Consider the following 22093-nt stretch of genomic DNA (forward strand, 5'->3'; position numbering starts at 1 on the left):
AATTCAAAAGAGGTGAATGATATAGTGAAGTTTGTTGTGAAGACGGATGTAGGATTGAAAAGAACGGTAAATGAAGATAGAGTAGAGGTTTTTTTACGAGAGGACGGTCGTTTATTGGCTGTCGTTGCAGATGGTATGGGTGGTCATAATGCGGGAGACGTTGCAAGTGGACTTGCAGTTACAGAATTAAAAAAGTATTTTGCAGCATTCAATCCGTTTATCGTAAAAGCTAAAGATTGGTTAACTTATACATTTCAGTCGATCAACCAAACCGTTAGTAGACATTCTAAAACGAGCCCAGATTGTGCTGGTATGGGGACGACGTTAATCGCAGGGTTGTTTGAGAAACACCAGGGAATTATTGCTCATGTAGGGGATAGTCGCGTTTATTTAATAACTCCTGCGCAAGTACTTCAAATAACACGAGATCATTCGTATGTTAATGTCCTCATAGATTCTGGGGAAATCAGTGAGGAACAAGGGAAGACACACCCCAATAAAAATGTATTAATGAAAGCAATTGGTACGGAACGAACCATTCAACCAGACTTTTACGAGATTGCTTTTCAGCCAAACTCTTATTTACTATTTTGTACAGACGGTTTAAGCAATAAGATAAGTGAATCATTTATGCAATCCATTTTATTTTCCAATAAGACGCTTGAAAAAAAAGGGCAAGATTTACTGGAAGAAGCGAATAATTTAGGTGGAGAAGATAATATTTCATTAATCCTATTATCAAATAATGACGAGGAGGTGTAAGGATGCTGATAGGTAAACGAATAAGTGGTAGATATAAACTGCTTGAGATGATTGGTGGAGGCGGCATGTCCAATGTTTATTTGGCACATGATATGATTTTAGATCGTGATGTAGCGATGAAAGTATTGCGCTATGATTTTGCTAATGAAGAAGAATTACGCCGCAGATTCCAACGTGAGGCCCTTTCTGCAACTAGCCTTACACATCCACATATTGTTAATATATATGATGTAGGCGAAGATGAAGATATTCACTATATCGTCATGGAATATGTGAAGGGCAAAACGTTAAAAGAATACATACAATTAAATTCGCCAGTTTCACCAACGAAGTCGGTCATAATTATGAAGCAACTTACATCGGCAATTTCTACTGCACATAATAATCATATTATCCATCGTGATATTAAGCCGCAGAACATCTTGCTGGATGAAGAGGGAAATGTAAAGGTAACCGATTTTGGTATCGCAATGGCCCTTAGTGCAACCTCCTACACGCAGACGAATTCAGTATTAGGTACAGTACATTATCTATCGCCTGAACAAGCCCGTGGAGGTACAGCAACGAAGCAGTCAGATATTTACGCTTTGGGCATCGTTTTATTTGAACTTTTAACTGGACAACTCCCGTTTTCAGGAGAGTCCGCGGTATCGATAGCATTAAAGCATTTACAAACAGAAACGCCATCTATACGAAAAATTATTCCTTCCATACCACAAAGCATTGAAAATGTAGTTATGAAAGCTACTGCAAAAGACCCTAAAGATAGATATCTTTCTGCAGAAGAAATGGCCGCAGATTTGACAACTGCCTTATCTCCTGAAAGAGCAGGAGAAGAGAAGTTTGTAGTAGCTATTGATGATGACGCAACGAAGGTATTGCCTGTTATTAAAGAGCCTGTATCATTTAATGAGGTTACTGATACCAAAAAAATGTCGGCATCAAGTAACGATACAAAACCCGTAAAGCCAATAAATAAGAATAAAAAGTGGAAAATAATTGGGGGAATATTAGGTGGAGTTATCCTCCTATTTTTGCTATTTTTCATCGTGTTTCCTGGTATGTTTAAGGCAGACAAGATACCAGTTCCAGATGTATCGAACTTAGAACTAGAAGAGGCTATTGAACAATTAGAGTCTGAAGGATTTACGATTGGTGATGAAACGTTAGAACTTTCAGATGAAGTAGAAGAAAATAAGATTATACGAACGACACCGGAAGCGAACAAACTTCGTGAAAAAGGTAGTGAAATTCATTTATTTATATCTTCTGGCAAGGAATCCTTTGTCCTTGAGAATTATATCGGTAAAGATATAGACCAAGTAAAAATATTATTACCAGATTTCAATATAAAGATAACTGAAGACTTTGATGACCAGCCAAAAGGAACTATAATAGAGCAAACGCCGGTTGTGGGAGAAGAGGTTATCCCAGATGAAACAGATCTTTTATTTACTGTCAGTAAAGGACCAGAACTACACACAGTAGGTGATTTGACTGACTGGAATGAGACAGCTTTAAGTGATTATGAAAAATCATCTGGATTTAAAATTCAATTTACGAAAAGACAAACTTCAAGCTCCATACAAAAAGGTAACGTGATAGATCAATTCCCAAAGCCAAATGCAAAAGTAAGCCCTGGAAGCACGATAGAAGTAACACTTTCTGATGGTCCAATGGCCAAGCCATCTAAATTCGTCGTGAAATCCGTGACGATTCCTTATGAACAACCTGTAGCAGAAATAGAGGAAGAACCAGTTCAAGTAGATGATGATGGTGAGGAAGAGAATAAGGAAGAAGATAAAGAAAACAAAGAAAAAAACAAAGAAAAACCAGTTGTTCAGGAGCAAGTAGTTCGAATTTATATTGAAGATAAAACTCGTTCAAATTTGGAACCGGTCGAAGAATTTGTCTTAACTAAAACAGTCGTAAAACAATTAAAATTAGAAATTAGTGAAGGCAAAAAAGCAGCATATCGAATTGAGATAAACTCACAAACAATCTTACAAGAAACAATTGCATATGATGATTTAGAATAGGGAGGTTTCGGATGCCAACAGGTCAAATAAGAAAAGCATTAAGTGGATTTTATTATGTGTATGATAATGGGAAAGTTATCCAGTGTCGTGGGAGAGGTATATTTAGAAATAGAGGTGAATCCCCATTAGTAGGGGACTTTGTCGATTATACGGTGGAAGGTAAAAATGATGGCACAATTACAGTCATCCACGAACGAAAAAATAGTTTAGTTCGCCCACCTATTGCGAATATCGATCAAGCAATATTAGTTTTTTCTATCAAGGAACCAGACTTTAATACAATCTTACTCGATCGATTTCTAGTAGTTTTAGAATCATTTTTGATTGAACCGATTATTTGTTTGACGAAAAGTGACCTAATGGATGAGAAACTAGAAACTCAGATTAGGGAATATATGAAGGATTACGAAAAAATTGGGTATCAGTTATTTATGACATATAAGGACGATCCAGCTTTTGACGAGAAAATTACTCCCTTATTAGAAGGAAAGACAACTGTTTTAGCAGGTCAATCTGGGGTGGGTAAATCAACTTTATTGAATACGATTTTACCTTCCTTAGATTTAAAAACAGGTGTCATTTCTACTGCATTAGGACGAGGTAAGCACACTACTAGGCATGTGGAACTAATTGAAGTTTGTGGAGGATTACTTGCGGATACTCCTGGTTTTAGCTCATTTGAATTTGATTTAATGGAAAAAGAGGAACTTTACCGATGTTTCCCAGAATTTGTGATAAAACAAAATGACTGTAAGTTTCGAGAATGTATGCATGTGAAAGAACCAAAATGTGCAGTCAAAGAAGCAGTAGATAATGGTGAGATTAAAGCGTATCGATATAAACATTATTTACAATTCTTAGAAGAAATTATGGATAGAAAGCCGAGGTACTAAATTATGGTGAAAATAGCTCCATCAATATTAGCAGCAAACTTTTCTAAACTAGGTGAAGAAGTAATAGAAGTAGAAAAAGCAGGTGCAGAACTGATTCATATCGATGTAATGGACGGACATTTTGTTCCGAATATTACGATGGGACCAATCGTTGTAGAGGCACTTCGCCCACTTACCAAATTGCCTTTAGATGTACATTTAATGATTGAAAATGCGGATCAATACATTGAATCTTTTGCCACAGCAGGAGCAGATTATATTACGGTTCACGTAGAGGCATGTCCGCATCTGCATAGAACAATTCAATTAATCCGTTCATTCGGTGTAAAGCCGGGTGTTGTATTAAACCCACATACACCGATTGAAACAATACAACATGTACTAGAGGATATTGATATGGTTCTTTTCATGACGGTTAACCCTGGATTTGGGGGCCAAAAGTTTATACACTCTGTTGTCCCTAAAGTAAAGCAACTATCAGATATTATTAAACAACGAAATTTATCTATTGAAATTGAAATTGATGGCGGTATCAATGAAGAAACGATCAAACCTTGTGTCGAAGCGGGAGCTACTATATTTGTTGCCGGATCTGCCATTTATAATGCTCCTGACAAAGCAAAAGCTTTGCAAGCGATTAAAGAAGCAGGTTTAAGTGTAGTTCCAAAATGAAGCGAGTAGTAGTTTGTTCAGGAGGACCATCTAAGGAAGTTGTTGATTTTAAACAACTTCCTTTTCATGCAGCTGAAACTGTTTTTATAGGTGCTGATCGAGGGGCATTATGGCTGTTAAACGAGGGAATACTGCCAGATGAAGCTATAGGCGACTTTGATTCACTTACACAGGAAGAGCAAAACTTCATGAAGCAAAAAATACAAAAAGTAACAGAACTGCAGATGGAAAAAGATGAAACGGATACTCATATTGCCATACTCACTGCTTTAGCCTATAAACCGGATGAAGTAATCGTAACAGGAGTAACTGGTGGGCGTCTAGATCATTACGAGGCTGCTTTACATGATATTTGTCGTTTTCAACTTGAGAACCCTACTATTACTTTTACGATCCAAAACAATCAAAATATTATTCAATTTTTACCGTCTGGGACACATGCGATTAAATTCGATGACCATTATAAGTATGTTTCTTTTTTCTCTTTTGGAGAAAGAGTGGAGCAAATGGCATTACAAGGATTTCTATACGATGTGGAAGATGAGTTTATAAATGTAGGAAATGCTAAATTCACAAGCAATGAACTTAAAGACCAAATTGGTACTATCTCTTTTACTGCTGGCATATGTTTAATGATAAGAAGCAGCGACTAAAAGGGAGGAATTGTGTGAAGGTCTACACATTTAGATTGCCTAAATCCGTAAGTAGTTTTGTGAAGGTTTGTATACGCCTATTTAAAAAAGAAGAAAAGAAGAAATGAAAAAATGCCAGGTCGACTACTTTAGTCGGCCTGGCATTAATTATGAGGGCGATTAAACGCGCTCAACTTTACCTGATTTTAAAGCTCTCGCAGAAACCCATACACGTTTTGGTTTACCGTCTACAAGAATGCGTACTTTTTGAAGGTTAGCTCCCCACGTACGTTTAGTAGAGTTCATTGCGTGAGAACGAGCATTACCCGAACGAGTTTTACGCCCAGTGATTGCACATACTTTTGGCATTATATTTCCTCCTTAAAAAAGAAGCTGAAAGATATTTTCAGTTCGTTATTTCACATACTTTAATAATTTACCACAGACCTTAATGAAGTGCAAGCCTTATCAAGAAAAAAACCTTTACAGCATAGAAATGCATAAGACGCCTTTTTACATAAAAAATGCAAGTATATTAAATAACAACTAAAAAATAATACCTATATGATTTGCGTTTCAGGTGGGGTACAAAGGCTAAGTGCGCCACATCTCAAAAGGGAGGCAATCTAAGTTTGCCGCGTCCTGCGGCAACTCACGACCAGCATCTTTAAAAAATCAAACGGTAATTATATAGCAATAAGTCTGTCCAAAGCCCTTCGAAAACAGTAGATACAGGTTTAGATCCTAAAGGACCGGGCGTTTTTTTCCCGGTTTTTCTTAAAAGATAAGAAAGTATATAAAAATGTACCGTGTACACTGGATTCATGGGACTTGAAAGAATGAATAATACTGCTGATTTCCGTTTCAGGTGGACGCGTTCCGTGGGCACGGCTTCAATCTCCTCGTCACTACGTTCCTGCGGGGCTTTCAGCTCGTGCTGTTCCCACAGGAGTCGCCACCCTGCACTCCAATCAATTAAGTGAGTAGTACTCAACTAGGAGATATTGCATAGACTCTCGCTTATATTAGAAGAGTAGTCCGAGTTAATGTAGGGATAAAACCGTCTGTTGAATTTGAGAATGAAATTGTGTAAGGAAGGATGAAGATAGTAGATTTCCTTTTTTACTAGTGGAAAAAAAGAAAAATAGGAAGTGTCTGCCCAATAAAGAAGCGAAATAGCGAACGAAATTGCATCTTCAGGCCCGCACGATGCGGGTCAGGCAGTCGTTGCGACAAGATGTCGCGTACTTAGACTGTCATCATCTATCCTCTATTATTAGGATAGTATCTTTTCTCTAGTTACCCAAAAAATGAACTGACCCGTTTCTAGAAGTTGTAGAAGGGCGACGGACAGTCAATAGCCATAAGATTACCGAGAAAAAAAGATGCTGGTCGTGACTTCAGTCACGACCAGCATCTTTAAAAAATCAAACGGTAATTATATAGCAATAAGTCTGTCCAAAGCCCTTCGAAAACAGTAGATACAGGTTTAGATCCTAAAGGACCGGGCGTTTTTTTCCCGGTTTTTCTTAAAGGTTCATTCATATTTTAATTGGAACAAATTTCCAATGTGTTATAAAAGTGGACGGAAGTAAACGTCTCTTTTATAATTTTAATGGGTGTAGTACAATAAAGGATAGTCAAAAAGACTTGGGAGGTATTATAATGTCAATTGAATTGAAAAATGAATTCGGACTAATTGATATATCACAAGATACAATTGCTCAAATTGCTGGTGGAGCCGCAATTGAATGCTATGGAATAGTTGGGATGGCATCAAAGCATCAAATTAGAGATGGATTAACAGATATATTAAGAAAAGAAACGTTCACTAAAGGAGTTTTAGTGAGACAAGAAAAAGAAGATTTACATATTGATATGTATATAATTGTTAGCTACGGTACTAAAATATCGGAAATAGCCTACCAGGTACAATCAAAAGTAAAATACACACTAAACAAATCTCTTGGTATGTCAGTGAAATCCGTTAATGTGTATGTTCAAGGAGTTCGCGTGGCAAACGTGTAAATAAGGAGAGAAAATAATGAAATCAATCAATGGTATCCAATTTGCAGACATGGTTCAGATGGGAGCTCATCATCTTTTCCAAAATGCAGATTATGTAGATGCATTAAATGTATTTCCTGTTCCAGATGGTGACACAGGAACTAATATGAATTTATCGATGACTTCAGGTGCAAAAGAAACAGCTGCCCATACAGTTGAACATATTGGGAAAACAGCTCAAGCACTTTCAAAAGGGCTGCTTATGGGGGCACGTGGAAATTCAGGTGTTATTTTATCACAATTATTCCGTGGCTTCGGCAAATCGATTGAACAATTAGATGTGTTAAATGCAAAACAGTTTGCTGACGCACTTAACTATGGTGTTGAAACCGCATATAAAGCAGTAATGAAGCCTGTTGAAGGTACAATCTTAACAGTTGCAAAGGATTCTGCTAGAAAAGCTGTAGAAGTTAGCGAAGATATCGATGATATACGTGAACTAATGGAAGCAATAGTAGAAGAAGCAAAAAAATCTTTGGATCGAACACCAGACCTTCTACCAGTATTAAAAGAAGTGGGAGTTGTTGATAGTGGTGGACAAGGCCTAGTATTTGTATTTGAAGGATTTTTAGCAAGTTTAAAAGGGGAAGCGCTACCAAGTAAAACGGTAGGTTCTTCCATGGATGACCTAGTAAGTGCTGAACACCATATGAATGTTCAAGGATTTATGAATACTGCAGATATTGAATTTGGCTTTTGTACAGAGTTTATGGTTCGATTTGAAGATGGTAAAAAAACATTTGATGAAACGGCTTTCCGTAATGACTTAAGTGTATATGGTGATTCTTTACTAGTTATTTCTGATGATGAAGTTGCTAAAATTCATATACATTCAGAAACGCCTGGTGAGGTTCTAACATACGGTCAACAATATGGCGATCTCATCAAGATTAAGATTGAAAATATGCGTCAGCAACATACAGAAATCGTTGGTGAAGGATATTCAACAGAAGCTAAAGCGAAAAAAGTAGAAGTTCATCCATATGCAATTGTTACTGTAGCAATGGGTACTGGTGTTTCGGAACTACTAAAGAGCCTAGGTGCATCAGCAGTTATCGAGGGTGGACAAACAATGAATCCATCCACAGAGGATATCGTGAAAGCTGTTGAAGCAGTTGGAGCAGAGCGGGTATTAATCTTGCCGAACAATAAAAACATTGTGATGGCTGCGGAACAAGCTGCAGAAATACTTGGTATTGAAGCTGCTGTAGTTCCTACTAAAACTATCCCACAAGGAATGGCAGCAATATTAGCCTTTAATCCGCAAGCTACAGTTGAAGAAAATAAAAACAACATGACCGATGCGTTTGCACATGTCAAAACTGGTCAAGTAACATTTGCAGTTCGAGATACATCAATAGATGGAGTCGAAATTAAAAAAGATGACTTCATGGCACTTGCGGAAGGTAAAATTGTTCTGTCAAATCCTTCCTTAAAAGAAGTAGCAATTAGTTTGATCCAAACATTAATGGACGATGAAGCTGAAATAGTTACGGTCATTTACGGAGAAAATATAAGTGAAGAGGAAGCAAATGAATTTGCCGCCTTTATCGAAGCGCAATATGAAGATGTAGAAGTAGAAGTATATAATGGTAAACAGCCATTATACCCATATATTTTATCTGTAGAATAATTTATAAACCATGTGGAGGTACTTTCTTCACATGGTTTTTTGCTTTTTTATTAATAAAATATAGATAGATTTGTCTATATTTTCCTCCAATACATATATTGAATTATCTATCATCTTACTTCATTCATCAAGTGTTTACTTGCCAATATACAATCCTTTGTTTATTTTGTGCTTTGCGTGTAAAATGGGGTTACTAAAACATCTTTTGGAGGTTTAATCATTGAAATTTAAATCTGTTTTTGATATTATCGGGCCGATCATGATTGGTCCATCCTCCTCGCATACTGCTGGGGCGGCTCGTATTGGAAGAGTGGCTAGAGATTTATTTGGAAAACAGCCTACATGGGCTAAAATACATTTATATGGATCCTTTGCAGAAACCTATAAAGGACACGGAACAGACAAAGCGATTATTGGTGGATTGCTAGATTACGATACCTTTGATGAACGCATTAAGACAGCGTTTGAGGATGCAGAACTAGCAGGATTAACATATGAATTTATCCCAGAAACTGCGCATACGGAACATCCGAATACGACTCGAATTGTAATAGGTGATGAAAATCGGGAAATGTCTATGGTTGGTATTTCAATTGGTGGAGGAAAGACAGAAATTACGGAGTTAAATGGCTTTCCACTTCGTCTTTCTGGAGAATTGTCTGCTATTTTAGTAGTCCATGAGGATCGTTCAGGTTGTATTGCAAATGTGGCAAACTGTTTGGCGAAATATGACATTAACATTGGTCATATGGAAGTTTCGCGTAGGGAAAAAGGGAATATGGCCTTGATGGTTATTGAAATCGATCAAAATGTGAATGAACAAATATTAAAAGAAATTAGCAATTTACCAAATATTACGCAAGTAACAAGAATCGCCGATTAAGGAGGAATACAAATGGAAGTTCTATTTCGTAATGTTCGTGAGTTAGTGGAACGAGCAAACGAGGAAAATAAACTTATCTCTGAAATAATGATAGAACAAGAAATAATGATTACGGATCGTTCAAGAGAAGATATAATGGCTCAAATGGATCGTAATTTGACGGTCATGGAAGAGGCTGTAGAAAAAGGACTGGCGGGGGTTCATTCTACTTCAGGTCTGACTGGTGGAGACGCTGTTCTTCTACAAACCTATATGAAAAAAGGTAATACGTTAACTGGAGAGCTTTTGTTGGACGCAGTAAGTAAAGCGGTTGCGACTAACGAAGTTAATGCTGCTATGGGCACAATATGTGCTACGCCAACAGCAGGTTCGGCAGGAGTAGTTCCTGGTACTTTATTTGCAGTGAAAAACAAATTGAATCCTACAAGGGAACAAATGATACGCTATTTGTTCACATCTGGGGCTTTTGGGTTTGTAGTGGCGAATAATGCTTCTATTTCAGGAGCGGAGGGTGGTTGTCAGGCAGAAGTTGGATCTGCCTCTGGAATGGCAGCAGCAGCCATCGTGGAAATGGCAGGGGGATCTCCTGCTCAATGTGCGGAAGCTTTTGCGATAACATTAAAAAATATGCTTGGCTTAGTTTGTGATCCAGTTGCTGGATTAGTAGAGGTGCCTTGTGTGAAAAGAAATGCGATGGGTGCTGCCAATTCCCTAGTGGCAGCAGATATGGCACTTGCAGGTGTTACTAGTCGAATTCCTTGTGATGAAGTAATTGATGCAATGTATAGAATTGGGCAGGCGATGCCAAATACCTTAAAAGAAACAGGTCAAGGTGGTCTTGCAGCAACTCCTACTGGTAGATGGTTAGAAGCTAAAATTTTTGGTGGGGCAGTAGTTGGAAGTGGAAACTAATAAAAATGATTTAGTAACTTCCTTAAAAGGTGTGGGGAGTGGGACAGCTAACGCATTACATGACCTAGGTATTGTTACACTAGAGGATTTAGTCATGACATTTCCATATAGGCATGAGGATTTCCGGCTAAAAAACTTAGCGGAAACAGCACATAATGAACGGGTCACAGTAGAAGGAAGGGTCGAAAGTGAGCCTTCCCTTCTTTTTTTAGGGAAGAACAAATCTAGAATGCAAGTTCGAATATTAGCAGGACAGCATCTGATAAAAGCAGTATTTTTTAACCAAGGTTATTTAAAAGATAAAATTATTCCGGGTTCTATCGTTACGGTATCGGGTAAATGGGATAGAGGCAGACAGGTCATTAATGTCACCACCTTTTCGATCGGTCCAAAAATGGACTTACAGGACTTTGAACCGGTATATTCTCTAAAAGGTTTGATCAATCAAAAAACGTTTCGTAAATTTATGAGACAGGCCTTAGATCAAAGGAAGGAATCTCTAGTAGATCCATTACCAGCGTCTATTCGAGTGCCGTATCGATTACCAGGCATATCGGAAGCTCTAGAAGGTATTCATTTTCCGCAAGACGCGGAACATTCTAAAGACGCCAGAAGACGCTTTGTTTATGAGGAGTTACTAGTATTTCAACTAAAAATGCAAGCTATTAAAAAGGTTCGAAAAGAACAAAACGTAGGGAATGAGATTGCCTTTCACAATGATTTAGTGAAAAAGCTTATCGAAACCTTACCGTATGAACTGACAAATGCTCAAAAAAGAGTTGTCAATGAAATATGTCGAGACTTACGTGAACCTCATCGTATGAATCGGTTATTACAGGGAGACGTTGGTTCCGGGAAAACGATTGTCGCAGCTATTTGCTTATACGCTGTGATTACAGCGGGGTATCAAGGTGCTCTCATGGCTCCTACAGAAATATTGGCTGAGCAGCATGCTAGCTCGCTGGATGAATGGTTGGCCCCTATAGGTGTCCGAATTGCTTTGCTGACAGGTTCTACAAAAGTAAAAGCAAGAAGAGCTGTATTAGAAAACTTAGCCACCGGGACTATTGATCTTTTGATAGGGACACATGCATTAATTCAACCAGATGTTGTATTTAATAAGCTTGGTCTTGTGATAACAGATGAGCAGCATCGATTTGGTGTGGAACAGCGGAGAGTGTTAAAAGAAAAAGGCGAAAATCCAGACGTACTATTTATGACTGCGACGCCAATCCCTCGTACTTTAGCCATTACGGCTTTTGGTGAAATGGATGTTTCCATTATTGATGAAATGCCTGCTGGTCGCAAGAAAATTGACACCCATTGGATGAAACCTGATCAGCTACAAAAATTGATAGCTAGATTAAAAGAGGAACTGTCCACTGGGAGACAAGCTTATATAATCTGCCCATTAATCGAGGAATCTGAAAAGCTCGATGTGCAAAATACGGTAGATGTGTACAATATGATGACAGAGGAACTGAAGGGCAACTCCACAGTAGGCTTAATGCATGGGAGACTCCATTCGGATGAGAAAGAACAGGTAATGAGAGACTTCTCCGAAGGAAATATACATGTATTAGTATCCACTACTGTTGTGGAGGTTGGTGTGAATGTTCCAAATGCATCATTTATGATTATTTTCGATGCGGAACGTTTTGGTTTAGCCCAGCTACATCAATTACGTGGTCGAGTTGGTCGAGGTGAACATCAATCGTATTGTGTATTATTAGCTGATCCTAAGTCCGAAGAAGGAAAAGAACGAATGATTTCCATGACCGAGACAAATGACGGATTTATACTAGCGGAAAAAGATTTAGAGCTTCGAGGTCCTGGTGATTTTTTTGGAAAGAAACAAAGTGGACTTCCAGAATTCAAAGTAGCAGATCTGGTTCATGATTATAGGGCTTTAAATACTGCTAAAGTAGATGCTGAAAGACTATTGGGTTCGAAAGAATTTTGGAATTCAGTTGAACTAGCTGGACTGCGGGAGATACTTATTAATTCAAAAGCGATGGATGGCGAACGAATTGATTGAAGAGAATGTAAGAATGGTTTTAAATCAATTCTTGCATTCTTTTTTTAATATTTATATACTGATATTAGTACCAAGTGCTAAAATGGTGGTGAAGATATGAAATACTCCAAAAAGGATAGGCAGAAATTACTTTTAGAAACGCTTGAGAAAAATCCGTTTGTGACGGATGAAAATTTAGCTTTTACTTTTCATGTGAGTGTTCAAACTATTCGATTGGATAGGATGGAATTATCTATTCCGGAACTACGGGAGCGTATTAAATCAGTAGCAGCTCATAACTTTGGAGAAGAGGTCAAATCTCTTCCAATCGATGAAGTAATCGGAGAGATTATTGATATAGATCTTGATAAGCAAGCCATTTCGATATTGGATATAACAAAGGAGCATGTATTTGCTAGAAATGGTATAGCTAGGGGGCACCATTTATTTGCTCAGGCTAATTCATTGGCTGTTGCGGTTATAAATGATGATCTAGCACTTACTCGAAAGTCTACTCTTACGTTTGTCAAACCTGTAAAAGCAGGTGATCGTGTAGTTGCAAAAGCGATTGTAATAAACAGCGATGCAAAAAAGAATAGTACATTAATAGAGGTGACCAGCAAAGTAGAAAATGAAACGGTTTTCGTTGGTCAGTTTAGCATGTACAGAGTAACGATGTCATAAAAAAGGTGATGAACAATGAAAATTTCGATAGATGCAATGGGTGGGGACAATGCTCCCCGCGAAATCGTAAAAGGTGTTTATGAGGCGTTAGAAGCGTTCACTGATATAGAAATTCAACTATTTGGTGATGAGGAAAAGCTGGCTTCTTTAATCACGCAACATGAACGTTTAACGGTTATACATACAGATGAAGTAATTGAAGGGACAGATGAGCCCGTTCGTGCAATTAGAAAAAAGAAAAACTCTTCCCTCGTTAAAATGGCGGAATCCGTGAAAAATGGAGATTCTGATGCGTGTGTGTCAGCAGGAAATACGGGTGCTCTATTGGCTGCTGGATTATTTATAGTTGGTCGTATCGATCAAGTGGATCGTCCTGCTCTAGCACCTACCTTACCTACACTGGATGGCAAAGGATTTGTTATGCTAGATTTAGGAGCGAATGCGGATGCAAAACCAGAGCATTTAGCGCAGTTTGCAGTAATGGGTAGCATATACGCTGAGAAAGTTCGTGGCATATCGAATCCTCGTGTTGGGTTGTTGAACATCGGAACGGAAGATATTAAAGGAAACGAGCTAACAAAAGCAGCGTTTGTTCTCTTAAAAGGCGCACCGATTAATTTCGTAGGTAATGTGGAATCTAGAGATTTACTTTCAGGAGTAGCAGACGTAGTTGTAACAGATGGTTTTACTGGTAATATGGTGCTTAAAACTATTGAAGGTACAGCTTCGAGTATGTTTACTTTATTGAAGGAAGCTTTTAATACATCTGCTAAAACGAAAATATCTTATTTATTGGCAAAAAATGAGCTTAAAGGGATAAAGAATACACTAGATTACTCTGAGTATGGTGGTGCTGGATTATTCGGACTAAAGGCCCCGGTTATTAAAGCGCATGGTTCGTCAAACGGTCATGCGATTTATCATGCGATCAGACAGGCTCGAACAATGGTGGAGCATAATGTTCCAGACATTATTTCAACTACATTACGAAAGGAATCATCCAATGACTAAAATTGCTTTTATTTTTCCTGGACAGGGATCTCAAACAGTAGGTATGGGTCAACAATTAGTAGAGAATAATGCGGATTGTCGTACTTTTTATGAGCGGGCAAATGAGGTACTAGGATTTTCTTTGAGTGACCTTATGTTGAATGGACCTGCAGAGGAGCTTACTAAAACATATAATGCGCAGCCGGCATTGCTCACTACGAGTTCAATGATTGCACACAAACTAAAACAGGCTGGAATCATTCCACATTTCACTGCAGGTCATAGTTTAGGTGAATATTCTGCCCTTGTTGCTTCCAATGTTCTAAGCTTTGAAGAAGCTGTTCTATTGGTTCATCAGAGAGGCTTATTTATGAATGAAGCAGTGCCTTCTGGAGAAGGAGCGATGGCAGCAATACTTGGATTAGGTAAGGAAGAATTATTAGCAGTAACAGCTGAAGTTTCGAAAAATGGGGAGATTGTCCAAATTGCGAACTTAAATTGTCCAGGACAAATTGTTATTTCTGGAACCGCTGCTGGAGTAGAAGAGGCTTCGATTAAAGCAAAAGAAGCTGGTGCTAAACGAGCGATTCCTTTAGTTGTTAGTGGACCATTCCACTCCGAATTAATGAGACCTGCAGCTCAGCAATTAGATGCTGCTATTTCAGCGATCGAATTACAGTCTGCTTCTATACCTGTCATTTCAAATGTAACTGCTGAGTCTGTTACAGACGCTAGCCAAATAAAAAAAATACTCGTGGAACAATTATATTCACCTGTTCGCTGGGAAGAGTCCATTCAACAAATGATCGAACAGGGAACGACTATTTTTGTGGAATGTGGTCCTGGAAAAGTATTAAGTGGGTTATTGAAAAAAATCAATCGATCTGTAACAACTTATTGTGTGTATGATGAAGAGACGCTTCAGCAAGTGATAACAGAGTTAGGAGATAAGCAAAATGGGTAAATTAGATGGGAAATCTGCAATTGTAACTGGTGCTTCTCGAGGAATTGGGAGAGAAATTGCTCTATACCTAGCAAAAGAAGGAGCAAAGGTTGCCGTAAACTATAGTGGCAGTAAAGATAGAGCAGAAACAGTTGTAGAAGAAATTAAGGCAATTGGCGGCGAGGCGTTTGCTATTCAAGCGAATGTTGACAAAGCAGATGATGTCCAGAATCTAATAAGCACAACTTTAGAACAATTCGGTTCGGTTGATATTTTAGTGAATAATGCAGGTATTACTCGCGATAATCTTCTTATGCGTATGAAGGAGACAGAGTGGGATGATGTGCTTAATACGAATTTAAAAGGTGTTTTTCTTTGCACAAAAGCCGTGACTAGACAAATGATGAAACAACGTTCTGGTCGAATTATAAATATTACCTCCATTGTTGGTGTTTCAGGTAATGCAGGTCAGGCCAACTATGTCGCTGCTAAAGCAGGGGTTATTGGTTTAACGAAATCATCTGCTAAAGAATTGGCAAGTCGTAATATTACGGTGAACTCGATTGCACCAGGTTTCATAACAACTGATATGACAGATGCTCTTCCAGAGGATATAAAATCTCAAATGCTGAGCCAAATTCCACTTGCAAAGTTTGGAAATCCAGAGGATATTGCGAAGGCCGTTGCGTTTTTAGCCTCAGAAGACGCAAACTATATAACTGGTCAAACTATTCATGTAAATGGCGGCATGTATATGTAAGGTTTTCATATATTTTAAAGATTAAGTATATAAAAATGTAGCATGAACACTGAGTTTACAGAACTTTTAAGAATGAAAGATATTACTGATTTTCGTTACATGTGGACGCTTCTTGGGGGGGGCTCGATTTCTCGCTTATCCCGCTAGAGTCGCCACATATAACTACAATCAATTAAATGGGTAGTACTCCACTTATAGATTGAGCATAGCCTCTCGCTTAGATGATAAGCGTAGTCAAAGTTACTAGTCGGGTAAAATCGTCTCTTGAATTAGGTGTACGATTATATAAAGAGTGGATCTAGTTGATTTGTATCGCAGAGCGGCGACTCCAGTGGACTGAAATCAACAGTTTTATGTATAAATTGCGTTAGCTCTTTCATTAGGGAGTAGTATTTTGTATAATCATTGAGGGGAGGTGACTTATGTGTCAACTGTTGTAGAACGCGTAACTAAAGTAATCATTGACCGTCTAGGAGTAGATGAGAGTGAAGTAAAATTAGAAGCATCTTTTCGTGAAGATTTAGGTGCTGATTCTCTAGATGTGGTAGAATTAGTAATGGAATTAGAAGATGAATTCGATATGGAAATTTCAGATGAAGATGCTGAACAAATTTCAACTGTAGGTAGTGCAGTTAAGTATATTGAAAGCAAACAAGGTTAAATTTTACGCAGTAGTTTGAGACTACTACATAAAATCTAATAGTAGCAGAGACGTTCTACTTATTCCGTGTGAATAGTAAAGAACGTCTCTATTTCTTTTTGCACATTAGTTTAGAAACGGGTAAACTTAGTAGTACATATGATAAGTGAGAAAGGCAGATTATTGATGAACGTAAATCGCAATAAAAAAAGTATACGCAAGGTAGTATTTTCAGAAACTGTAAAAGAACAATTTGAGCAGTTTCAGGAGCATTTTCAGATTAGGTTTCATAATCCAACGTTATTGTATCAAGCCTTTACCCATTCATCTTATGTGAATGAGCATCGACGGAAGTTTTTTGCCGATAATGAACGTTTAGAGTTCCTTGGAGACGCTGTATTAGAATTGTCTGTTTCTCAATATTTATTTCAACAATATACAGGTATGAGTGAAGGGGAGTTAACTAAACTTCGAGCTGCAATCGTTTGTGAGCCATCACTTGTATTATTTGCAAATGAATTAAACTTCGGCAAATATGTATTGTTAGGAAAAGGGGAAGAACTGACAGGTGGTCGTGAAAGACCGGCACTTCTAGCAGACGTTTTTGAAGCATTTATCGGTGCTTTATATTTAGATCAGGGATTAGAAACAGTTATAGTATTTTTAGAAAAAATTGTTTTCCCTAAAATCGAACTCGGTGCTTTTTCGCATGTGATGGATTATAAAAGTCAATTACAAGAAATTATTCAACAACAAAATAATGGTACGTTAAGCTATGAAATAGTAGAGGAAAAAGGTCCGGCTCATAATCGAACTTTTGTTTCTCGGGTTATATTAAACACTAATGAACTAGGTATCGGAAATGGTCGTTCCAAAAAAGAAGCCGAACAACAAGCGGCAAGACTTGCCATACTAGCATTAAGGGATTCAGAACAGGGGGAATAATCATTGTTCCTTAAAAGATTAGAAATTGTTGGATTTAAGTCGTTTGCAGACCGTATAGGTATTGATTTTGTACCTGGTGTAACTGCGGTAGTAGGACCAAATGGTAGTGGGAAAAGTAATGTTACAGACGCCATTAGATGGGTGTTAGGTGAGCAATCAGCTAAATCCCTACGAGGTGCAAAAATGGAGGATGTCATTTTTGCAGGAAGTGATTCTAGAAAAGCTTTGAATTTTGCAGAAGTGACCTTAATATTAGATAATGCAGATCAACGTGTTGCGCTTGATTTTGCGGAAATTAGTGTCACTAGAAGAGTATTTCGTTCTGGAGACAGTGAATATTTGTTAAATAAGCAAACATGTAGACTAAAGGATATTACCGATTTATTTATGGATTCAGGACTTGGAAAAGAAGCTTTTTCTATTATTTCTCAGGGAAGAGTCGATGAAATACTAAATAGTCGACCAGAAGATCGCCGCACAATTTTTGAAGAAACTGCGGGAGTGCTAAAGTATAAGCAGCGTAAAAAGAAAGCTGAATTTAAGCTAATCGAAACAGACGATAACTTAAACCGTGTGCTAGATATTTTGCATGAATTAGATGCCCGAATGGAGCCTTTGCAAATCCAATCTTCTTTGGCATCCGATTATTTAATGATGTCGGCAGAGCTCAAGGACATTGAAATTGCCGTTATCGCCCATGATTTAAGGCATTTTGTTCAAGAAAATATGGAGTTACAAACAAAATTAGAAGAACTTCAGCAGATAAAACAATCTTTGTTAGTACAGATTGATGAATTGGAAAGAAATATTCAACAAGATAGAAAAGTGATGTCTGATATTGATGAAAAGTTAGATATAGAGCAAAGTGAACTAGTTGAGTCCAGTTCTGAGCTAGAACGCTTAGAAGGTAGAAAGCTACTTTTGGCCGAGAAACAACAAAATGCTAGTCAGCAAATCTCACAGCTAAAAAAAGTGCTGGAAGAAGAACAACAGAAAGTCCAAACGCTAGAAGAGCAATTGAAAACTAATAGTAGTGCGAAATCAGAAAAACTAGCTCAACTCAAAGTACTTCGTGCCAAGAAAGTTCAAATCGATCATGTCTTAAGTAAATCGGCTTCTGAAATGGAAGAAGAAATTGAAGATTTGAAAAGTACTTATATCGATTTGTTAAATGAAGAAGCAACGATGAAAAATGAGATGAAGCATATGGAGCAGCAACTTCACTTTGAATTAGTTTCTTCTGAAAAAATGGTTGCAGATTATCAAGAAATCAAAGACGAATTAGAAAAACTAACGATCCGTAAAAATGAATTAGATCCATCATTAGCAACTTGTCAAAAGGAACTACAACAAAAACTTGCGGATTTTAAAACAAAACGAGAAGTTTCAGAACGATTGGAAGGCTCATTCGAAGAACAACAAACAATGCTTCAAAAAGCCTATCAAATGAAACATCAAATGCAAGCAAGAAGAGATTCATTGGAAGAGTTAGAGTCTGAGTTTTCAGGTTTTTTCCAAGGAGTTAAAGAGGTTCTAATTGCGCGTGATAAAAAGGAACTAAAAGGAATTCATGGAGCAGTTGCGGAGCTAATTCAAATACCGGAATCTTATATGACGGCTATTGATACTGCAATTGGACCTCAATCCCAACATATAATTACGGATAGTAGTCAGGATGCAAGGATTGCCATAGATTGGTTAAAGAAAAAAAGAGTCGGTCGAGCAACATTCCTGCCTCTGCAGGTCATGAAATCTCGTAAAGTAAACGAATTTACACTAAATTCTATTAAGGAACATCCGTCTTTTGTGAATACAGCAGATCAACTTGTAAATTATTCAGAAGGTTATCAAATTATTGTAGAAAATCTACTTGGCAATATTATTGTTGCCAAAGATTTAAAAGGAGCCAATGAAATGGCTGCCCGTCTGCAATATAAATTCCGTTTCGTTACGTTAGATGGGGATGTAGTAAATGCAGGAGGTTCTTTAACAGGAGGTTCTGTTAAACAGCAATCTTCTTTATTTACTCGTAAGGCGGAGCTTGAGCAACTTAATATTAAATTAGTGGAATTAGAAACATCCGTTTTGGAAGCGGAAGTTTCTGTTTCTAAAAGAAAAAAAGAAGTTCAAGATTTGAAAAAAGATTTAGAAGAAACACGACTCTCAGGTGAGCAATTACGAGAACTAGAACACAAACTGCTCTCAGAATCCAGGGAATGTGCAGCTATTATTTCTAGATTGACGAATCAGCTATTGGAATATGATGAAGAAAAAACAGAAAAAAGTCATCTCCATGAAGGATTAGTTCGGAAAAAAGAAAAAACAGTTTCTAGAAGTGCAGAGATTAACGAGTCATTGAATTCTATTCAGAAAACAATTGACGAATTGCAAACATTGAAACAACAATCGCTACTGGAAAAAGATAAATTCCAAAATGAATTAGGTGAATTACTATCTCTTATCGCGGTAGTCAATGAACAAATTTCTCAACTTGAGAAAGAAAATGTTTTGTTGGGTCAGTCTAGCATGGCAAGTTCGCAAAAAGTGGCAACCCTACAAAAGGAAATTTCCTGGTATGAAAATGATGACCAGGGTGAAACATCTCCTGAAGAACTCTTGAAACTAATTCAACACCATAAACAGACGAAAGAACATTTAGTTGTCCAAATTCAATCAGGTAAAACTAAGCGGACGGGTCTTGCTCAAACAATTTTACAGGCAGAAATTGCATCGAAACAATTGCAACAACAAGCTAATATACAACTTACGGAAGAGCGTACTTTAGACATAAAACAAAGTAAAGTAGAAGTAGAGATGAATACGTTACAAAATCATTTAGAAGAAACATATGAAATGACATTGGAACAAGCAGAGTGTGATTATCCATTTGAGATGGAAGAAGAATTGGCCCGTAAAAAGGTGAAATTATTGAAACGCTCTATTGAAGAATTAGGTCCGATAAACCTTAGTTCCATTCAAGAATATGATCAAGTAAATGAACGCCATTCATTTTTGACGGAACAAAGAGAAGATCTATTATCAGCTCAAGAAACACTACACGAGGTTATTAAAGAAATGGATGAAGAAATGACTATTCGTTTTGAAACAACCTTCAATGAAATTCAACGTCATTTCAAAGTGGTGTTCCGAGAATTATTTGGTGGTGGTCATGCAGATTTATTATTGACTGACCCTACCTCATTACTCGATACGGGTATCGATATATTAGCTCAACCTCCAGGGAAAAAACTTCAAAATCTTTCCTTGCTATCAGGTGGGGAACGAGCACTTACGGCCATCGCGCTGCTATTCTCTATTTTACGTACACGACCAGTTCCGTTTTGTATTTTGGATGAAGTGGAAGCCGCACTGGATGAAGCAAATGTAACTCGTTATAGCGATTATTTGAAGAAATTCAGTCATGATACACAGTTTATCGTTATTACACATCGTAAAGGAACAATGGAAGGTGCGGATGTCCTTTATGGTATTACCATGCAGGAATCTGGAATATCTAAATTAGTTTCTGTTAAATTAGAAGAGGAATTAGTAACTTAAAAGGAGTTTATTCATGAGCTTTTTTAAAAAATTCAAAGAGAAAATGTTAGGTTCTACACCAGAAGCGGAAGAGACAGTTTCGATTACTAATAAGTTTAAGGAAGGTCTTTCCAAAACAAGAAACCAATTTACGTCTAAGGTCAATGATCTAGTTGCCAAATATCGGAAAGTAGACGAGGACTTTTTTGAAGAACTAGAAGAAATTTTACTTCAAGCAGATGTAGGTTTTGAAACAGTTACTGAATTGATGGATTCGTTACGATTTGAAGTACAACGCAAAAATATTAAAGATACTTCCGGAATTCAATCGGTTATTTCTGAGAAATTAGTAGAGATTTATAATGCAGGAGAGGATGACGTAACGGAACTTCAACTAGAAGAAACTGGATTGTCTGTTATATTGTTTGTCGGAGTGAACGGTGTTGGTAAAACAACGACGATTGGAAAACTTGCCCATCGTTTAAAAGGGGAAGGGAAAAATGTTATGCTAGCTGCAGGAGATACTTTCCGTGCTGGGGCAATCGAACAGCTTCAAGTCTGGGGAGATCGAGTAGGAGTCGAAGTGATCAAGCAGTCTGAAGGCTCTGATCCTGCCGCTGTTATGTATGATGCTGTAAGAGCAGCTAAATCTCGTGGAGTCGATGTATTAATCTGTGATACTGCAGGTAGATTGCAAAACAAAGTAAACTTAATGAATGAGCTAGAAAAAATTCATCGTGTCATTTCTCGAGAGTTACCTAATGCTCCGCATGAAGTGCTACTAGCTCTTGATGCTACTACAGGGCAAAATGCACTTGTTCAAGCACAAACCTTTAAAGAAGTAACGAATGTAACAGGAATTGTTCTAACGAAGCTAGATGGTACAGCAAAAGGTGGTATCGTGCTCGCAATACGCAATAAACTTCATATTCCAGTGAAATTTGTTGGTCTAGGAGAACAGATGGATGATTTACAACCATTCGATGCGGAGAAGTATGTATATGGACTTTTTGCAGATGGATTGGATTTAGAAGAAGAGGAAGAGTCAGACAAGTAATTTTACTTGACAGATCTCTTTTTTCTT

At 37.6% G+C, this 22093-nt stretch carries 20 protein-coding genes; 19 read left to right on the top strand and 1 reads right to left on the bottom strand.

Going from position 1 to position 22093, the window contains the following annotated elements; all coding sequences use genetic code 11:
* The first annotated feature begins 24 nt into the window (after positions 1-24).
* From LDK52_RS01150 to spoVM, 6 genes are read left to right on the top strand one after another with little or no spacing between them, the layout of a single operon-like run.
* Positions 25-762: a Stp1/IreP family PP2C-type Ser/Thr phosphatase gene (locus tag LDK52_RS01150; protein ID WP_277584120.1), complete on the top strand. Its 738-nt coding sequence runs from the start codon at positions 25-27 to the stop codon at positions 760-762.
* Positions 763-764: 2 nt separating this feature from the next.
* Complete coding sequence (gene pknB / locus LDK52_RS01155; protein WP_277584121.1) at positions 765-2801, top strand: Stk1 family PASTA domain-containing Ser/Thr kinase; 2037 nt, start codon at positions 765-767, stop codon at positions 2799-2801.
* 11 nt (positions 2802-2812) lie between these two features.
* Positions 2813-3694, top strand: a complete 882-nt coding sequence (gene rsgA / locus LDK52_RS01160) for a ribosome small subunit-dependent GTPase A (protein ID WP_277584122.1) — start codon at positions 2813-2815, stop codon at positions 3692-3694.
* 3 nt (positions 3695-3697) lie between these two features.
* Complete coding sequence (rpe, locus tag LDK52_RS01165; protein ID WP_277584123.1) at positions 3698-4366, top strand: ribulose-phosphate 3-epimerase; 669 nt, start codon at positions 3698-3700, stop codon at positions 4364-4366.
* Positions 4363-5019 (top strand): thiamine diphosphokinase, encoded by a 657-nt coding sequence (locus LDK52_RS01170; RefSeq protein WP_277584124.1) that lies wholly within the window; start codon positions 4363-4365, stop codon positions 5017-5019. The genes rpe and LDK52_RS01170 overlap by 4 nt, the downstream gene beginning before the upstream one ends.
* Positions 4992-5126, top strand: coding sequence for a stage V sporulation protein SpoVM (gene spoVM / locus LDK52_RS01175; protein WP_235753847.1), 135 nt, complete (start codon positions 4992-4994; stop codon positions 5124-5126). The genes LDK52_RS01170 and spoVM overlap by 28 nt, the downstream gene beginning before the upstream one ends.
* Before the next feature lie 52 nt (positions 5127-5178).
* Here the strand turns inward: spoVM and rpmB are convergent, their stop codons facing one another.
* The gene (gene rpmB, locus LDK52_RS01180) at positions 5179-5367 is read right to left on the bottom strand and encodes a 50S ribosomal protein L28 (protein ID WP_277584125.1); all 189 of its coding nucleotides are present in this window, start codon (positions 5365-5367) and stop codon (positions 5179-5181) included.
* 1296 nt (positions 5368-6663) lie between these two features.
* Between rpmB and LDK52_RS01185 the strand changes: the two genes are divergently transcribed.
* From LDK52_RS01185 to ftsY, 13 genes are all read left to right on the top strand, one after another.
* Entirely contained in the window at positions 6664-7026 is a 363-nt protein-coding gene (locus LDK52_RS01185; protein WP_277584126.1) for an Asp23/Gls24 family envelope stress response protein, read from the top strand.
* Positions 7027-7042: 16 nt separating this feature from the next.
* Positions 7043-8698, top strand: coding sequence for a DAK2 domain-containing protein (locus LDK52_RS01190; RefSeq protein ID WP_277584127.1), 1656 nt, complete (start codon positions 7043-7045; stop codon positions 8696-8698).
* Positions 8699-8918: 220 nt separating this feature from the next.
* Positions 8919-9581 carry an L-serine ammonia-lyase, iron-sulfur-dependent subunit beta gene (sdaAB, locus tag LDK52_RS01195; protein ID WP_277584128.1) on the top strand — a complete coding sequence of 221 codons (663 nt, stop codon included), beginning with the start codon at positions 8919-8921 and terminating at the stop codon, positions 9579-9581.
* A 12-nt stretch (positions 9582-9593) separates the two neighbouring features.
* Complete coding sequence (sdaAA, locus tag LDK52_RS01200) at positions 9594-10493, top strand: L-serine ammonia-lyase, iron-sulfur-dependent, subunit alpha (protein WP_277584129.1); 900 nt, start codon at positions 9594-9596, stop codon at positions 10491-10493.
* A complete protein-coding gene (recG, locus tag LDK52_RS01205; RefSeq protein WP_277584296.1) occupies positions 10483-12531 on the top strand; it encodes an ATP-dependent DNA helicase RecG in 2049 nt (682 codons plus the stop codon). Before sdaAA ends, recG begins: the two co-directional genes overlap by 11 nt.
* A gap of 96 nt (positions 12532-12627) precedes the next feature.
* Positions 12628-13194, top strand: coding sequence for a transcription factor FapR (gene fapR, locus LDK52_RS01210; protein ID WP_277584130.1), 567 nt, complete (start codon positions 12628-12630; stop codon positions 13192-13194).
* Between the two features lie 15 nt (positions 13195-13209).
* Positions 13210-14205: a phosphate acyltransferase PlsX gene (gene plsX / locus LDK52_RS01215; RefSeq protein ID WP_277584131.1), complete on the top strand. Its 996-nt coding sequence runs from the start codon at positions 13210-13212 to the stop codon at positions 14203-14205.
* Positions 14198-15148, top strand: a complete 951-nt coding sequence (fabD, locus tag LDK52_RS01220) for an ACP S-malonyltransferase (protein WP_277584132.1) — start codon at positions 14198-14200, stop codon at positions 15146-15148. Before plsX ends, fabD begins: the two co-directional genes overlap by 8 nt.
* On the top strand, positions 15141-15887 hold the full coding sequence (gene fabG / locus LDK52_RS01225) for a 3-oxoacyl-[acyl-carrier-protein] reductase (protein WP_277584133.1): 747 nt from the start codon (positions 15141-15143) through the stop codon (positions 15885-15887). Before fabD ends, fabG begins: the two co-directional genes overlap by 8 nt.
* Before the next feature lie 424 nt (positions 15888-16311).
* Positions 16312-16548: an acyl carrier protein gene (acpP, locus tag LDK52_RS01230; RefSeq protein WP_277584134.1), complete on the top strand. Its 237-nt coding sequence runs from the start codon at positions 16312-16314 to the stop codon at positions 16546-16548.
* 165 nt (positions 16549-16713) lie between these two features.
* Positions 16714-17472 (top strand): ribonuclease III, encoded by a 759-nt coding sequence (gene rnc, locus LDK52_RS01235; protein ID WP_277584135.1) that lies wholly within the window; start codon positions 16714-16716, stop codon positions 17470-17472.
* A gap of 3 nt (positions 17473-17475) precedes the next feature.
* Positions 17476-21030, top strand: coding sequence for a chromosome segregation protein SMC (gene smc, locus LDK52_RS01240; protein WP_277584136.1), 3555 nt, complete (start codon positions 17476-17478; stop codon positions 21028-21030).
* Positions 21031-21043: 13 nt separating this feature from the next.
* Positions 21044-22066, top strand: a complete 1023-nt coding sequence (gene ftsY / locus LDK52_RS01245) for a signal recognition particle-docking protein FtsY (protein WP_277584137.1) — start codon at positions 21044-21046, stop codon at positions 22064-22066.
* The last annotated feature ends 27 nt before the right edge of the window (positions 22067-22093 follow it).

Origin of the sequence: Psychrobacillus antarcticus, from assembly GCF_029533155.1 — a bacterium.
In the GTDB taxonomy this organism is placed as follows: Bacteria; Bacillota; Bacilli; order Bacillales_A; family Planococcaceae; genus Psychrobacillus; species Psychrobacillus antarcticus.

Bases quoted from the DNA above. Each gene is read 5' to 3' on its own strand.
- LDK52_RS01185 (WP_277584126.1), top strand. From the start codon at position 6,664: ATGTCAATTGAATTGAAAAATGAATTCGGACTAATTGATATATCACAA.
- rnc (WP_277584135.1), top strand. From the start codon at position 16,714: ATGAACGTAAATCGCAATAAAAAAAGTATACGCAAGGTAGTATTTTCA.
- rsgA (WP_277584122.1), top strand. From the start codon at position 2,813: ATGCCAACAGGTCAAATAAGAAAAGCATTAAGTGGATTTTATTATGTG.
- LDK52_RS01170 (WP_277584124.1), top strand. From the start codon at position 4,363: ATGAAGCGAGTAGTAGTTTGTTCAGGAGGACCATCTAAGGAAGTTGTT.
- pknB (WP_277584121.1), top strand. From the start codon at position 765: ATGCTGATAGGTAAACGAATAAGTGGTAGATATAAACTGCTTGAGATG.
- LDK52_RS01190 (WP_277584127.1), top strand. From the start codon at position 7,043: ATGAAATCAATCAATGGTATCCAATTTGCAGACATGGTTCAGATGGGA.
- sdaAA (WP_277584129.1), top strand. From the start codon at position 9,594: ATGGAAGTTCTATTTCGTAATGTTCGTGAGTTAGTGGAACGAGCAAAC.
- fabG (WP_277584133.1), top strand. From the start codon at position 15,141: ATGGGTAAATTAGATGGGAAATCTGCAATTGTAACTGGTGCTTCTCGA.
- fabD (WP_277584132.1), top strand. From the start codon at position 14,198: ATGACTAAAATTGCTTTTATTTTTCCTGGACAGGGATCTCAAACAGTA.
- rpmB (WP_277584125.1), bottom strand. From the start codon at position 5,367: ATGCCAAAAGTATGTGCAATCACTGGGCGTAAAACTCGTTCGGGTAAT.
- fapR (WP_277584130.1), top strand. From the start codon at position 12,628: ATGAAATACTCCAAAAAGGATAGGCAGAAATTACTTTTAGAAACGCTT.
- rpe (WP_277584123.1), top strand. From the start codon at position 3,698: ATGGTGAAAATAGCTCCATCAATATTAGCAGCAAACTTTTCTAAACTA.
- ftsY (WP_277584137.1), top strand. From the start codon at position 21,044: ATGAGCTTTTTTAAAAAATTCAAAGAGAAAATGTTAGGTTCTACACCA.
- spoVM (WP_235753847.1), top strand. From the start codon at position 4,992: ATGTTTAATGATAAGAAGCAGCGACTAAAAGGGAGGAATTGTGTGAAG.
- plsX (WP_277584131.1), top strand. From the start codon at position 13,210: ATGAAAATTTCGATAGATGCAATGGGTGGGGACAATGCTCCCCGCGAA.